At 32.1% G+C, this 15,477-nt stretch carries 15 protein-coding genes; 3 read left to right on the top strand and 12 right to left on the bottom strand.

The window, feature by feature from the left end:
- The first annotated feature begins 44 nt into the window (after nt 1-44).
- Nucleotides 45-947: a TDT family transporter gene (locus RYL55_RS03195; protein WP_315007221.1), complete on the top strand. Its 903-nt coding sequence runs from the start codon at nt 45-47 to the stop codon at nt 945-947.
- Between the two features lie 54 nt (nt 948-1,001).
- Here the strand turns inward: RYL55_RS03195 and RYL55_RS03190 are convergent, their stop codons facing one another.
- The 4 genes from RYL55_RS03190 to RYL55_RS03175 form a co-directional block, all read right to left on the bottom strand.
- Complete coding sequence (locus RYL55_RS03190) at nt 1,002-1,448, bottom strand: hypothetical protein (protein ID WP_315007219.1); 447 nt, start codon at nt 1,446-1,448, stop codon at nt 1,002-1,004.
- Nucleotides 1,449-1,459: 11 nt separating this feature from the next.
- Nucleotides 1,460-1,975, bottom strand: a complete 516-nt coding sequence (locus tag RYL55_RS03185; protein ID WP_315007218.1) for a DUF6115 domain-containing protein — start codon at nt 1,973-1,975, stop codon at nt 1,460-1,462.
- A 147-nt stretch (nt 1,976-2,122) separates the two neighbouring features.
- On the bottom strand, nt 2,123-3,316 hold the full coding sequence (locus RYL55_RS03180) for a toxic anion resistance protein (protein WP_314112450.1): 1,194 nt from the start codon (nt 3,314-3,316) through the stop codon (nt 2,123-2,125).
- Between the two features lie 12 nt (nt 3,317-3,328).
- Nucleotides 3,329-4,012, bottom strand: coding sequence for a 5-bromo-4-chloroindolyl phosphate hydrolysis family protein (locus RYL55_RS03175; protein WP_315007215.1), 684 nt, complete (start codon nt 4,010-4,012; stop codon nt 3,329-3,331).
- A gap of 342 nt (nt 4,013-4,354) precedes the next feature.
- Here RYL55_RS03175 and RYL55_RS03170 point away from each other — a divergent pair, with 342 nt between their 5' ends.
- Nucleotides 4,355-4,987 (top strand): thioredoxin family protein, encoded by a 633-nt coding sequence (locus RYL55_RS03170; RefSeq protein ID WP_315007213.1) that lies wholly within the window; start codon nt 4,355-4,357, stop codon nt 4,985-4,987.
- A 255-nt stretch (nt 4,988-5,242) separates the two neighbouring features.
- Here RYL55_RS03170 and RYL55_RS03165 read toward each other — a convergent pair whose 3' ends face one another.
- From RYL55_RS03165 to RYL55_RS03135, 7 genes are all read right to left on the bottom strand, one after another.
- Nucleotides 5,243-7,864, bottom strand: a complete 2,622-nt coding sequence (locus RYL55_RS03165; RefSeq protein WP_315007211.1) for a YfhO family protein — start codon at nt 7,862-7,864, stop codon at nt 5,243-5,245.
- Nucleotides 7,857-8,798: a glycosyltransferase PgfS gene (gene pgfS, locus RYL55_RS03160; protein WP_315007209.1), complete on the bottom strand. Its 942-nt coding sequence runs from the start codon at nt 8,796-8,798 to the stop codon at nt 7,857-7,859. The genes RYL55_RS03165 and pgfS overlap by 8 nt, the downstream gene beginning before the upstream one ends.
- Before the next feature lie 648 nt (nt 8,799-9,446).
- Nucleotides 9,447-10,076 carry a TIGR01906 family membrane protein gene (locus RYL55_RS03155; RefSeq protein WP_315007207.1) on the bottom strand — a complete coding sequence of 210 codons (630 nt, stop codon included), beginning with the start codon at nt 10,074-10,076 and terminating at the stop codon, nt 9,447-9,449.
- 2 nt (nt 10,077-10,078) lie between these two features.
- Nucleotides 10,079-10,858, bottom strand: a complete 780-nt coding sequence (locus tag RYL55_RS03150) for a TIGR01457 family HAD-type hydrolase (protein ID WP_315007205.1) — start codon at nt 10,856-10,858, stop codon at nt 10,079-10,081.
- A 1-nt stretch (nt 10,859) separates the two neighbouring features.
- Nucleotides 10,860-11,648: a YutD family protein gene (locus RYL55_RS03145; RefSeq protein WP_315007203.1), complete on the bottom strand. Its 789-nt coding sequence runs from the start codon at nt 11,646-11,648 to the stop codon at nt 10,860-10,862.
- Between the two features lie 18 nt (nt 11,649-11,666).
- Nucleotides 11,667-12,155 (bottom strand): Cys-tRNA(Pro) deacylase, encoded by a 489-nt coding sequence (gene ybaK / locus RYL55_RS03140; RefSeq protein WP_315007201.1) that lies wholly within the window; start codon nt 12,153-12,155, stop codon nt 11,667-11,669.
- A gap of 123 nt (nt 12,156-12,278) precedes the next feature.
- On the bottom strand, nt 12,279-13,856 hold the full coding sequence (locus RYL55_RS03135; protein WP_314077848.1) for a peptide chain release factor 3: 1,578 nt from the start codon (nt 13,854-13,856) through the stop codon (nt 12,279-12,281).
- 228 nt (nt 13,857-14,084) lie between these two features.
- On the opposite strand from RYL55_RS03135, the gene nrdI reads away from it, so the two are divergent.
- Nucleotides 14,085-14,549: a class Ib ribonucleoside-diphosphate reductase assembly flavoprotein NrdI gene (nrdI, locus tag RYL55_RS03130; protein ID WP_315007199.1), complete on the top strand. Its 465-nt coding sequence runs from the start codon at nt 14,085-14,087 to the stop codon at nt 14,547-14,549.
- Nucleotides 14,550-15,062: 513 nt separating this feature from the next.
- Here nrdI and RYL55_RS03125 read toward each other — a convergent pair.
- A partial coding sequence (locus RYL55_RS03125; protein ID WP_315007196.1) for a hypothetical protein occupies nt 15,063-15,477 on the bottom strand: 415 nt, incomplete at its 5' end.

Here is a 15,477-nt window from a genome sequence, read left to right as displayed (position 1 = left end):
TATTTTGTGATATACTTTTCATAAAAAGTTTATTGGAGGCTATTATGAAAAAATTACCTTTAGCATTTGCAGGTTGTCTTCTAGGATTAGCGGGAGCAGGAAATCTTATTGTAGACATATTACCTGAATTATCTCATGTATTTAGTTTATTAGGACTAGGATTATGGATTATTTTCTTGTTCTATCATTTGATAAATTGGCAAGAAACAGAAAGAGAATTTAGAAAACCGCCCGTTTTATCTGGAATGGCTACTTTCCCTATGGCAGGAATGATCTTATCTACTTATGTCCTTCGTCTTCTTCCAAGCATTCCCTATTTAGCGCACTTCCTTTGGTGGTTCTCGTTTTTATTAGATGTTGGATTAATAACGTATTTTTCAGTGAAAATATTAACTTCAAAAGAAAAAATTTTTGCAACTCCAACTTGGACAGTATTATATGTTGGGATTGCCGTGGCAGCACTCACTTATCCTGTTGTTGGAATCATTGAAATTGCCTATGCAACGATTCTTTTTGGTTTCCTACTAACGTTTTATTTGTATCCACGTATTTATCAAGACTTAAAGGAAAAACCACTTCCTACCGCATTATTAGGACAAGAAGGAATCTATTGTGCTCCTTTTTCTTTACTACTGGCATCATTAGTTCGTGTATGGGGGCAGCAATTACCAACCTGGGGATTAATCATCATGATCATCGCATCTCAAGCATTTTTCTTATTTGTTTTGAGTCGCTTACCTTATATCTTAAAACATGGATTCCAACCTACTTTTTCAGCTTTAACATTCCCAACCATTGTTACAGCAACTTCCCTAAAAATGGCTCAAGGAATTCTCCAGCATTCTCTATTGAATGTATTCGTTAAGATTGAAACACTTATTAGCTTAACAATTTTAATTTATGTCTTATTTAGTTATTTCATATGGATGAAAAAATCTTCATCTTAAAACAAGAAAAGAGGTAAACACGATTTCTCCGTGTCTACCTCTTATTTTTATCAATTAGCGTAAAGCTCCTAATGTACGAGCAATTTCTTCAAAACTACTATTTGGTTGAATTTCAAATGTTCCTGCTAAAATATTTTCTGCAATATTATTTTCTAATAAATAATCTACAAAAGCTTTCGAATCAGTAATCACTCCAGCTTCTTTTAATTTACGAGCAACATCACTTGAAACTTCACCACTTTCAACTGTAATAGAAACAGGCTTATCTGCAACTTTTGCAGCTTCTTTGGTTGTTGACTCAGTTGTTTTAGCAGCCACTGTTGTTGCTACAGTCGTTTCTTCAGTTGTTTTAACAGTATCCGTTACTAATGGTAAATGAACACTATCTAATTTACTTTTTAAAGAATCTGGAACAAATGGCCAAGCTACAGTTGTTAAAGCTAAAATAATAGCTGATAAAAGAAACGCAACACCTAAAGAGCGAAATTTTGTTTTACTCATATTACCCCTCCTTAATGTGAATCCGATTCAAAATAGCTATCAATCACTAATTGAACTGTAGAAACCGGAACATTTAATTGTTCAGCAATTTCTTCATATGAACCACCATGACTAAATAGAGTCAAAATGTGTTTACGAGTAATACTATGTAACTCTTCTTCTTGTTGTTCTGGTTGTGAAATAGTTGGTTCAGTATAAGTTGGCTTTGGCTCAAATACTGGTTTCACTTCTTCTTCTACTTCAAATCTTGGAGTGAAAGTTGGTTCTGGCTCAACAACTGGTTGAGGAATAAAAGTAAATTCCGGTTCAGGTTGTGGAGCTTGTTCAACAGGAGCACGATAAATTGGTGTTCCTTCCAACTCTTGAATTTTTTTCTTTAAAGAATACACTTCTCGATTCAATTCTAATAAGCCTTCACTTAATTCATCTAATTCATCTTCATATTGATTGTCTTTTAAGAACAATGAAATGAATAAGAAAAATACTGCTAAAGCTAATAATGCTACTACTACGATCCAAACGTGCATTTTCTCACCTCATTAAAAATATATTTACTACCATTGTAAAGAATGTTCTTAAAAATCGCAAGTTTATTTTATTACAAGCAGATTACATCTTTACTACTGAATTATAAATTCTATGAAATCAAGAAAATTTCTACACGTTTTATCCTATTAATCTTGATGAATTTGTTTTTCTTTATGACTTAACACTAATAATTTTTGTCTTAAATCTTCTTCCATATTTGTTAATTCAACTTCTGCTTTTCTTCTTCTTGCTCTACCTTCCTGTTGAATCTTCAATGTTTCTTCTAATGTTTCAATTAAGTCTTTTTGAGTTTTTTGTAATGTTTCTAAATCAATAATGCCTCGTTCATTTTCACGAGCAGTTTCAATGGTAGAAATTTTCAACATTTCTGAATTTTTTTGAATTAATTGATTCGTAGTTTCTGACACTTGTCTTTGTGCTGTTACAGCATCTTTTTGACGTAATAATGTCATCGCAATCGCAATTTGATTTTTCCATAATGGAATGGTTGTTGTAATCGATGATTGAATTTTTTCAGCTAATGCTTGGTTTGTATTTTGAATTAAACGAATTTGTGGTGCTTGTTGAATCGTCATTTGTCTTGTTAATTTCAAGTCATGATTTCTTTTTTCTAGACGGTCTAGGAATTGTTCTAAGTCATTTACGACTTGTACATCCATTTGATCACCTGTTACACGTGCTTTTTCTAAAGCTTCAGGTATTAATGTTTCTTGTAATTCCGCTAATTTTAATTCTCCCGCTGCAATATAAATATTTAAAGCATCAAAGAAATCTTTATTACGTTGATATAATTGTTCTAATGATAAATTATCATTTAATAAACCATTTTTCTCATGGTCTAAACGAATCGCAATTTTATCGACTTGGGAGCCAACTTCTTGATATTTTGCTTGCATTTCATAAATGCTCTTCTTAATTTTTCCAAAGAATTTTTGGAAGAATCCTTGGTTTTCAGCTACTAAATCATTTGGGTCAGTTTCATTTAAACGCTCCATTAAGTCATTTAAAATATCCCCAATTTCTCCAGTATCTTTTGCTTGCACATGAGAAAGCATTTGATGAGAAAATTCTCCTAATTGTTTTTGAGCTGCAGCACCATAACTAATAATCGCTTGTAAATTTTTTTCATCAATTTGCTTCGCTAATGCACGAGCTTGTTCTTGATGTTTTTCATCCAATGTATCAATTAATTTCTTTGGACTAGCTTCAGTTTGTGTTGCTGGAAAATCGTGGGACACTTCTGATAATGGTGTGACACTCACTTGTTCCCCAAATGGATTTTGAATTAAATCTTCTACTGTTGAAGTTTTATCTGTCATCTATATTTCCTCCTAAAAGTCTTCAAATTCTTCTTTTTGAGATTGTTTTTGAAGATGTTCTCTTTCTAAATTTAAATCACTAAAATCTTGTGCTTGGAATTTTTGATAATCAGCTTCTACTTGAAGACAGCAATCATCTAATAATTCCATTGTTTGATCCAGCACTTGATACGTTTCTTGAGTTTTAGATTTATGTTGTTCAATTTCAATATATTTTCCCATAATTTCTTCTAAACCTGGTAAATACGTATTTAAAAACTTATCAACGGCATGTAATCGTTCGGGATGTTGGACAATTTCCTTGAAATAATCTTTTAAAACGGTGACGATTTGATAACGATTCGCAATCGCTTCTAGTTTATTATTTTGTTTTGTATAAGCTTCGATTTGTTGAATTTGAGTTTTTGCTCGATTCATTTTTTCTCTAAAAAAGGCTACATCGCTTTCTGTTAAACCTGCCTTATTATAAATCTCTTGTTGTTTTTCTGACGGGCCTTGTAATTCTTTTTCCTTATGTAGGTATGTTTTCCAATTTGGTGGATTCATTTCTTTTCGGAATAGCACATAGAAAAATATTCCATAACAAAGTAAAGCGAATAAAAATACTTCTGCTGTATTATCCATTTCTTCATAAACAGCTGCACTAACGGCTACAAAGAAAAATAGTTTAATAACTTGAATCATATGTTTCTTCATAAGACTTCTCCTTTATCAACTCTCTTAGGAAAATTATAGCATATTCTCATCCTACGACAATGGGACAAAAGTATGATTTCATGTTTTCCAGTACAAAATATTAAAGAAAAAATTTTGTAGTAGCAAAGGACGCCAGCAGCTTCGCTAAAGCGAATCTCATGGCTAAAATTTGAGCCTAAGGTCTCAAATTTTCCTCTAATAAAATCTGATGTATCAGATTTTATTACTGCTAGTACAAAATTTTTTTCTTTAATATTTTTATACTCCTCTTTTTAAAAACGTTTTCAAAAAAAGAGTTTTATATTATAATGTAAGTATAACATAATAAAGGAGTTGGTTTTAATGTGTAAGATTAAGTCTTTAACGAAAGATGACAAATTGTTTTCAATCCTTCTTGTTTGTTTTTTGCTATTTCATTATTTTATTAGTGGACATTCCTTACTTTGGATTCTCTATGAATTTGTCATCGCAACAGGAGCTTACTATTTAGTATCTAAATCGCCTCTAAGTGATAAATTTTCTACTCTAACGAAGAACATAATAGGTGTTTGCTTAATGACTCTTTTAATCGCTCCTCCATTATTTATTTCTAAAAATAACTCTTGGATTTACCGAACAACTGAATATGTGCAAGCCACACGTCATTTTATAGAACTAGACAATTCAAGGATTCAAGAAGAAATGAAGGGTCTAAAGAGACAGCTTCGTTTTGTTTATGTTGGACGTGAATCTTGTCCGTATTGTAGGGAGTTTGCTCCAAAATTAAGAAAGGCTGCAAGAAGTATTAATGCTACAATTTATTATATTGATACGGAAAATAAGACGGATGAATTAGCGAAGTTTGCAGAACAATATCATATTAATTCTATTCCTACTTTATTAGTTTTTAAAGACGGTCAATTACAAGAGACTTTATCAAACAGCAGCGATATCAGCCTAAACGACCTCAAAGAATTTTTTAAGAACCATAAGTAAATATTAAAGAAAAACATTTTGTAACTTGCAAAGGACGCCAGCAGCTTCGCAAAGCGAATCTCATGGCTAAAAATTGAGCCTTGGTCTCAATTTTTCCTCTAATAAAACCTGTTAAAAAAGATTTTATTACTGCTAGTACAAGATGTTTTTCTTTAATATTTTTTCTCATTACTAGACAATTTTTCACCCAAGAACACTATACTAAAAAAGACTCCTATCAGTTGCTACCTAACTAATAGAAGTCTTATCTAAACATTAAATCCACTTCTTGTAAATTAAACCGAGGAATACAATAAATGATACGATAGAAATCCCAACTCCTGCAAACCATCCTTCTGGAATGAATCTTAATTCAATTGTGTGTTCCCCATTCGTAATCGCAAAACCTAGTAAACTATTCCAAATTTTTCTTGTTTCAACGACTTTTCCATCGACTTTTACAATCCAACCTTTATCGTATGGAATCGAAGTAAACATGACACTACTATCATCTGTAATTGTAACGGTACCTTGAATATGAGAATTATCCCAATGAGTAAGTTTCAATGCTTGAATTTGACGTTCCTGAATAAAACGATTGGAAACAGAGTGATTAGATTTAACCAATCGAACGCCACTAAAGGAGTAATCTTCGTCCGTATTCACTTCGATTTTAAATTCAATTGGCTTATCCATTGATTGCGAAGCAATATTGACTAATTGAGTCGCTTGATAATTATTTAAGAAATGATATTCTTCTCCATTCAGAAAAATTCGAATAAGATTTGTATCCGTTCTTGAAAAACGGGTTGGTAACGTAACCCAATATTCTTCATCTGTTTGTGGCGTTAAATGATAGGTGATACTAGCTGGTTTACTTGAATCAATTCTACGATATGTTTCTGTTCGATCGGTTACTTGAAAATTATCCGTTGTAATATCATTTGCTGCTAACATCTCCAAATATTTAACGTCTTCTCCTAATTGAGCTGCTGTAATTTTATTATAGTTTTGAATGGGTTGATTCATTCTTAATTCTAATGAAGCTAATGTTTCATTCACTCCGAATGCTATCGGAAGAGTTTGTGGAATTTGAAATACTTCTGTACGCTCTTTATCATATACAACTGGCGTGTTTTCTGTTAAATCGAAACGAGTTGCATAGTTTCCAAATACATACATTTTAGTTGTATCTGGATAATCTTTCGTGTATACGGGCTTGGGTGTCATCCAATATTTCAAACTAAAAATGGCATCACTTAATGGTGTTCCATAGTAATATGTGGTCGCATTAATGCCGGTATTGCCTAATTGTTCAAATAAATCTCTTGTGGCATTTTCAAGATTGGAACTAAATACAGACATTCCTGGATAGTCTGCCATAAAGGGATCATTTTTACTTAAATGAAAACTTCCTTGAATACGATAAAATTCCTTATCATTTGGTCGAATAGGTGCTACTGCTGTTTGTAATTGTTTGACTGCATCTTGATATTTATATGCATCTGTATATCCTACTCTCGATTGGACAATCGTTGCATTCATCATTAATTCAATCGCTGTGACTGCTGCTAAAAATGCCCATCTTTTATTGATTTGAGGCCATACTAAAATCGATAACATCACAAAAATTAATGCCACTGTCGCAATTTTTTGTGGAACAATTAAGAAAGAATACTGTCTTGTCATTACGATCGCAAACATCACTAATGTCCCTCCTGCAATAACAATGGACGGTTTCCAATGTAATTGCTCGACTTCTCTTAAAGCTAAATACGCTAAATAAACTAAGAAAAATGCCATAATCCAAGAGAAGCGATAGAAGAATCCTGCTGGATTTTGTCCCATATGCCATAATTTACTCGTAAATTCATGGACACAAGATAGGATAAAAATAGTTAAAACTCCAAGTGAAGCTACTTTCTCTCTCCATTGAATAGTGGGACTGATAAAATAATAAATCGTCCCCATTATTCCTAGTGAGCCCACATAAATATTCGGTAAATTTGGACCTGCTGGCCATGAAGAATTATCAAATGCTCCTAAAAATAATTTAGAAAACATATCTAATGGATCAATTTGTAATTTCCATTCAAATAATAACTTACTTTCAAGTCCACCCTTAGTTGAAACTAAACTCATCAAAATCGGAACAAGAATAAATGCCACTAATCCAACAGCTAAAATTGAGTAAAATCCTAGTTGAAGCAATTGAATAAACCCTTGTTTAAACGTTCTATCTTTTGATTTCAATAAGTAAAATAAGGCATAGATAACTACAAAAATACAAATCATATATCCCATGTAAAAATGCAGTAATAACGCTAAAGCTAACAATAGAACATACCGTTTAGCACCTGTTCTATCCAAAACTTCTTCTACACCCATTAATACAAGTGGTAACATAATCATACCATCATAAAAGATTGGATTCATTTGATAACTGACATTAAAACCATTCAGAGCATACAAACTTCCAAATATAGGAAGAAATGCTGGATTTTTTTCTAACCCATTATATCGCTTCACAAAAAAATGTGTCCAAGTAAGTCCCATCACTCCATAGCGAAGACCAATGGCTAACATCACTGCCCATTGAAAATTTTGTTCTGAAAAGAAGAAATACAATAGATTAAATGGACTAATTAAATTAAATCCCCAAATACCCAGCATTCCTCCACCAATAGATTTTGAAAAGGAATAGAAAAAGCTATTCCAATCTCCATTTAAGAAGAAATGTTTCAAATAAGCATATAAACCAATATATTGCGCATTAAAATCTACTGCCATTAGTGATTTTGCACCAAATGGGAAAAATCCATTAATCATCCACGAAACAAGCATAATGCCAATTGGTAGAAAAAAACTCGTTAAGTAAACTACTTTCTTTTTACTCATCTTTCTCCTCCTCAAAATTCGTTTGATCCACTAAATAGTGAGGACGTTTTTTCACTTCATAATAAATTTTTCCAATATATTCTCCTAAAACTCCAATAGAGATTAACTGAATCCCCCCTAATAAGACAACTGCAAAAATCGTTGTAAAATAGCCACTCACTAAGGAAGTTGGATCAATCATATATTTAATAAACATCCACACGATATATAGCACAGATATTAATAAACACCCCAGCCCTAAATTAATACACGCACGTAATGGTTTATCATTAAATGATAAAATCCCTTGAATGGCATAATTCCATGAGAATTTTAAAGAATATTTCGTTTCTCCAATTTCACGTACATGATTTTCATATTCAATGACTTTTTCCTTGAAACCAATCCATGAGAAAAGTCCTTTTGAAAAACGATTATATTCATTCAATGATAAAATCGCTCGTACAGCTTTTCGACTAAATAAACGAAACTCAGAAATTCCATCTGTTAAAGGTGTATCCATTAGTCTATTGGCTAATTTATAAAAACAATTCGCTAGAAAAGTACGAAATTGGCTTTCACCGGTTCTTGTTCTACGACCGCTGACGACATCATAGCCTTCACGGTAAGCTTCAATCATTTTAGGAACAAGTGCAGGCGGATGTTGTAAATCTCCATCCATTAATATCACCGCTTCACCCGTTGCATATTGTAATCCAGCAATTGTTCCCGCTTCTTTCCCAAAATTACGGCTAAAACTTAAATAACGAACTCTCTCATCATTTTTGGCAATTTCTACTATTTTTTCAAAAGTTTTATCTTTACTTCCATCATCAATTAAAATAATTTCAAATTCTTCTGTTGTTTGTTGATTTAGTACATGAACTAATTCACTGTACATTTTTTCAATCATTCTTTCCTCATTATAAAAAGGAATCACTACTGATATTTTCATACTTTCTCCCTCGGTCATTATTCTCTTCCTCGTTATCATACCATGTTTTAATTTTTTTGAGTATGACAAAAATGTATTTAACAAATAAAATCCATAAAAAATAACTAAGTAACACATTGCTACTTAGTTATTTTGGATTTTTCAGGTTCTCTATTTAATCAATTTTTTTCGAACAAAATAGGTATGAGTTATTCCCACAATGAGAATGATTAGAAAAGCATAATCTAATTTAGTATAGGCGATACAATAGATACATACACATATGATAACTGAACGAAATAAATTCCAGTTAGAATTGGAAGAATCATTACCCCAGTTCTTAAAAATATATATTGTAAGAACTAAAAAACAACTCCAACATAATACTTGCCCACTTACAAATAAAATAGGGTATTCCATATTGAAATTCTGTCTTAATTGTGTATTTGTCAGAAGCGCAATAACGGTAGCTAAAAATGACAAAATTCCAGTTGAATAAATTTTCATTTGTACACACCTACTTTTTATTCTATTATTCAATAATAATACCTCTTTCTTTTACTTTATTATAAAACGTTAATCGCTTTCAAACAAGTGTTAACTTGTATTTATTATGTCAAATTCCATACAAAAAGCACCTAGTTTTTTTGAACTAAGTGCTTAAAATATTTACATCTGTTCTTGCTTTCGAATCCATCTTCGGATCCCTATAATTCCAAAGACAAGCCATAGAAATACAATTAAAAAGCAAATCATAAAAAATTCTTCTGGCAATACTTCAATAATAGGATCTAATTTTGGATCAAAAATCCATGCTGAATTATGGAAAAATAATTCGTGGAATTTTACAAAAATAACATCGAAAAAGCTTACTAAACAGACGACAAATAATAGTGTAGCATATAATATTCCTTTTAATGGAGTGAGTAATAGGAATAATTTTCTTTCTTTTTTTAACCTTCTTATCAAAACAAGTGAAACAATCGTAGAAATAGCTGCAATGACAAAATTAATCATGAATAATCGTTTCACTTCTTCAAAATGAAATAATCCTTGAGGAGAACTCGGAAAATCTGGCATCACTAATTCCTTAATCCATGGTCTCGTTAAGTAAGAAATTAAGACATGATAATTCTCCATTAATGTTGCTGTAGAAATTCCACTATGCTGTTCTAAGCCAAATAATAAAATAACTCCTCGAAATAATGGTTCAAAAAAGATGACAAAGGTAATTGCTGTACTTAATAAGAATAATGCTATTACAATAGAAAAACTCCATCTTTTAATAGTTGTAGACATTCTTATACCTTCCACTCACTTAAATTATTCACTAGATGCGTAGGTTGTGCTACTCCTTCTAAATCTTCTCTTGTAGAAAATCCTGTTAGAACCATTAAAGTGTCCATTCCATATTGAATTCCAGCTTGAATATCTGTTTGGTAGTTATCTCCCACCATTGCAATATCTTCTTTTGTAAAATGTTGTTCTGGATATTGTTGATTTAAATAGTTTAAAGCTGATTCCATAATAATACTGCTTGGTTTTCCCATCACAATTGGCTCTTGTTGTGTAGACATTTTTAAAAATGCTGTAATAGAACCTGATCCTGGAATAAATCCTTTTTCACTTGGAAGATTAGAGTCGATATTTGTTACAACAAATTTTGCTCCCGCACGAATCGCTAAAGTAGCAGCTTCTAATTCAGCGTATGTTGTATCACGATTTAATGACTGTAAAACAACATCTGGATTGTCCCCTACAAGTTCATATCCTCGTTCTACTGCTTGAGTTTTTAATGCTTCTTCTCCAACAATCATTAATTTTTTGCCAAAATTTTGACTGTCTAAAAAGTCCATGGCAGCGACTCCACTTGTATACACTTCATTTTTAGTCACTTCTACTCCATAATTTTCTCTCAAGTTATCAGCGACTTGTTGTGGTGTTTTTGTAGCATTATTCGTTACAAATAAAAACGGAATATTGGCTGCTTGTAAGCGACAAATAAAGTCTTCTGCTGTAGGAATACGTTCTTTTCCTTTATACATTGTTCCATCTAAATCAATAAAATATGCTTTATACATGCTAATTCCCTCTTTTTTGTGGTTTTTCTCGAATATCAAATCTCTTATTAGGATGATTATTTTTTTGCTTCATCGGTGCATTTTTTTGAAACTTTGTTTGATCAACTTCCTTCATTGAAAAATTACGATTTTGACGTTTATTTTTCATTGGTTGTAGAGAAGATTGACTCTCCAAATGTAAACTTTCTTTATGTGTCATTTCTTTCAAACCAAAATCTTGTTTTGGTGCTTCTTTCAGATCATAATTACGTTTTTTAGAATTAAAACGATTATTTTTTTGTGAGTTTCCTTTAAAGTTCTTGTCTTCCACTCGTTCATTATTAAAACGCTTCGTATTTCGTTTTTGTTGTTTATTTTTTGGACGTTTTGGAATTCCTTCTTCTTCTACAGCTACTGGTTTTACATTTGGATCTCTCTGGAGTACAAAATAACGACATCCAAAATTACAAAATTCGTATAGATACTCTTGTAAACAAGCAATATCCTTGTCCGGAGTAGCTAGTCGATTTTTTGATTCATAAAATCCTTTTAGACGTAATTTTTCATGTCCCCAATCACCAACAATGTATTCATATTTATCAAATATATCTTGGTAACGTGCATTAAAGGCATCTAATTCAAATCCTTCACGATAATCCTCAACAATTTCATAATGGACTTCTTTAATTTTGACATGAGTTTCGTCTACCCAAAATACGACACGTTCCACTTCCTGTTCTTGTGTTGCAACGATTTCTTCTAAAACTTCATTTAGTTCAGTCATGGTTGTTTCTTCTTTTACTTCGCTCATATAAAATCCTTTCTTCGGTTAATTTTCTAAATTATCAAACCATTCAGCTCTCGTTAGCTGTTGTAAATCTTGTGGTTTTAATTCCATTTGTATTCCTCTCTTACCTGCAGAAACTCGAATTGTCTCTTGTTCTTTAGCACGTAAGTCAATATAAGTTGGAAAACTTTTCTTCATTCCGACAGGTGAACACCCTCCTCGAACATATCCAGTCAAACTTTCTAATTGAGATACAGGGATTAGTTCTACTTTTTTATTATTAGAAGCTTTTGCTAAAGCCTTTAAATTCAATTCATGGTCAGCTGCGACACAAGCTACTAAATAACCCGTTTTATCCCCATGTAATACAATTGTTTTATAAACTTGATCCACTGAAATGCCCATTTGTTCACTCACATGAATGGCATCTAAATGTTCTTCATCCCATTCATATTCAAAAATTTGATACGGAACTTTTTGACGTTCTACCATACGAATGGCATTTGTTTTAATATTTGCTTTCTTTTTCATAATCTCCAACTCCTACTGCATTAGTGTATCATATTTTCGCTTGAAAATCAGTTAGATTTCCCTAAACTTATGAAAACACGAAAGAAAACCGTAGAGAAATTTCTTCCTCTACGGTAAGTTTTATTAGAATAATGATTTTAATTCAATCGATGGATGTTTATCTTTAAACCAATTTAACGCAAATTGATTTTCAAATAAGAAGACTGGCTGATCGAATCTATCTCTGCATAATAAGTTACGACTTGAAGACATATTAGGATCCAAGTCTGCTTCATCAATCCAACGAGCAATTTTGCTTCCGATTGGAGTCATTACAACTTCCGCATTATATTCATTCATTAAACGATATTGGAATACTTCAAATTGTAATTGACCAACCGCTCCAAGAATATATTCACCCGTATGGTAAGTTTTATATAATTGGATGGCTCCTTCTTGCACTAATTGCTCAATTCCCTTATGGAATGATTTTTGCTTCATCACATTTTTTGCAGCAACTTTATTGAACAATTCCGGTGTAAATTGTGGCAGTGGTTCAAATTGAATGGCTTGTTTTCCACTATAAATCGTATCTCCGATTTGGAAATTCCCTGTATCATATAACCCGATAATATCCCCAGCAACTGCTGCTTTTACCGTTTCACGAGCATCTGCCATAAATTGCGTTGTATGAGATAATTTCATTTTCTTTTGAGAACGATTTACGGTAATATCCATTCCCGGTGTAAATTCTCCAGAACAAATTCTTACAAACGCAATACGATCTCGGTGAGCTGGATTCATATTTGCTTGAATTTTGAAAATAAATCCACTAAATTGTTCTTCTAATGGTTCAACTTTTTCACCAGATTCTGTTTTCTTAGCTGAAGGACTTGGCGCAAAATCCACAAAGGCATCTAAAAATGTTTGTACTCCAAACCCTGTTAAGGCAGAACCGAAGAATACTGGTGTTAATTTTCCATTCGCAATCGCTTCTTCACTAAAATCATTTCCTGCTTCTAATAATAATTGAGCATCTTCAATCGCCTGTTCATATAAAGTCGATTGTTTGAACGCATAATCCCCTTCCACTTCTCCATCTTCATTTAATGGTAAGAAGTCATTGTCGCCATTTTCTTCAGGATGCATTAATTCTACACGCTTATTATAAATATCGTATAGCCCTAAAAATGTTTTTCCCATCCCCATTGGCCAGTTCATTGGATAAGCATCAATGCCTAATACTTCTTCTAATTCAGCAATTAACTCTAATGGTTCACGACCATCACGGTCTAATTTATTAATAAATGTAAAAATTGGAATGCCACGCATACTACAAACTTCGAATAATTTCTTTGTTTGAGGCTCAATCCCTTTGGCACTATCAATGACCATAACTGCACTATCTACCGCCATCAATGTACGATACGTATCTTCAGAGAAATCCTCGTGTCCTGGTGTATCTACGATATTAATATGATTCCCATCATATTCCACTTGCATCACAGAACTCGTTACAGAAATCCCACGTTGTTTTTCAATTTCCATCCAGTCTGATTTTGCGAATTTACCAGTCTTTTTCCCTTTAACAGTACCTGCTTGACGAATCGCTCCACCATATAATAGTAATTGTTCAGTAATCGTTGTTTTCCCCGCATCCGGGTGAGAAATAATGGCAAAAGTCTTACGTGAAGATACTTCTGCAGCTAATTGATTTGACATGTATATAACTCCACTTCTATATTTTTTTCTAATCGTTTCTTTAGTATTATAGCCGATTTTACATGTTAATAACTCCACTTCTATATTTTCAAACGTTTCTTTAGTATTATAGCTGATTTTACAGTTTTTGAAAAGCAAGGTCTTATGTATTTTCGCATTTCAAGATTCAAGAAATTCCATTGTTTTTTCATTTATTTATGCTATGATAATACAAAAGGGAGGGATTTTATGACTCAATCATTATCAATCGCATATATTAGCTTAACAGGGAACACTCATAGTCTTGTTACAAAATTAGTCGAGTATTTTAAATTTCAACAGTCCTCTTTACAAATCCAATTAATCAATGTTAAAGATATCATTCGGGATCATATAGAATTTTTTGAATTAGAGCATCCTACTATTGCTTTCCTTCCAACTTATTTAGAAGGTGGAAATGGTGTTGATAACGGGGATACTGAAATTCTAACCAATCCTCTTGGAGATTTCCTTGCTTATCATGATAATTACAAAAAATGTTTTGGCATTGTCGGTAGTGGAAATCGAAACTTTAACAAGCAATTTTGTTTAACCGCTCGCCAATATTCTGAGCGATTCCACTTCCCCGTATTAGACGAATTCGAATTACGAGGGAGCCAAAGAGATGTTGAACGAATTGGACAAATGATAATTGAAAAATTGAATACACTATAGTAAAAGAGACGATTTTCATCGTCTCTTTTGTTATAAATTCCGCAATCATTAACTCTTTATTCCATGCTATCCTTTTATTTATTCTTAAATTTAATTTATTCACATTTTTTCATTTTTCTGTTATAATGACCTTAAAAGTAAGGTGGAAACCTTTAACAGTTCCCCCTAAGTAAAAAGTATACTAGCGGACTAGTTTTAAAACTATTTCCGATTTTTTGAATGGTTCGATGTTATCAAACCATTCAAAAATTTTTCTCATACTTTTCACCCCCTCTCTTTTAAGGATGGGGTAGGGTCAAAGATGTTTCCTTGACCTTAACTCTATTATATAACATATCATTTAACTTCTCTATTAAAACAATTACTAATCTATATATTCTATGAAACACAAACTTTTGTTACAAGAAATTATTTCAATTTACTCCTCTTCTACTTCTTGCTTTTAAAATAGAAGCAGTTCATTACTATTGATAAATACTGTATTATACACTTATTTACACCACATAAAAAGCATTATGAAATCGTCCATATCCCCATCTTTTTCGTACTAGATTTTAAAGATTTAGCAATTGAAGCGTCCACTTCTTGACTCTCTAATTGTTTTGGAATCACGATTTTTTCTAAGAATATTGCTGATGCCTTTACAAATCCCTCTTGTGTAAATCTCTCATCTTTTAACACATACTGTGTAGCAATTCGACTAGCTGAAGAAACTGTATCTCCTATTTCTAATAAATCTTTCGATACTTTATAAGAGTCATTCCCAATTTGAACATAAATAAAATTTCTATCCTTCCCTAAATAAAGGATTCCTTCTTGTAGTTGAGTCTTTTGATACAATTGTTCAGGATATTGATTAGGATTATTTTTTCCACGATAACTTTCCTGTTCAAAAACAGAATAATGTTCTTTTGAAAATGGCTTTCGT

Source organism: uncultured Granulicatella sp., from assembly GCF_963515615.1.
Classification (GTDB): domain Bacteria; phylum Bacillota; class Bacilli; order Lactobacillales; family Aerococcaceae; genus Granulicatella.
This window is presented reverse-complemented; position numbering and strand designations above follow the sequence as displayed.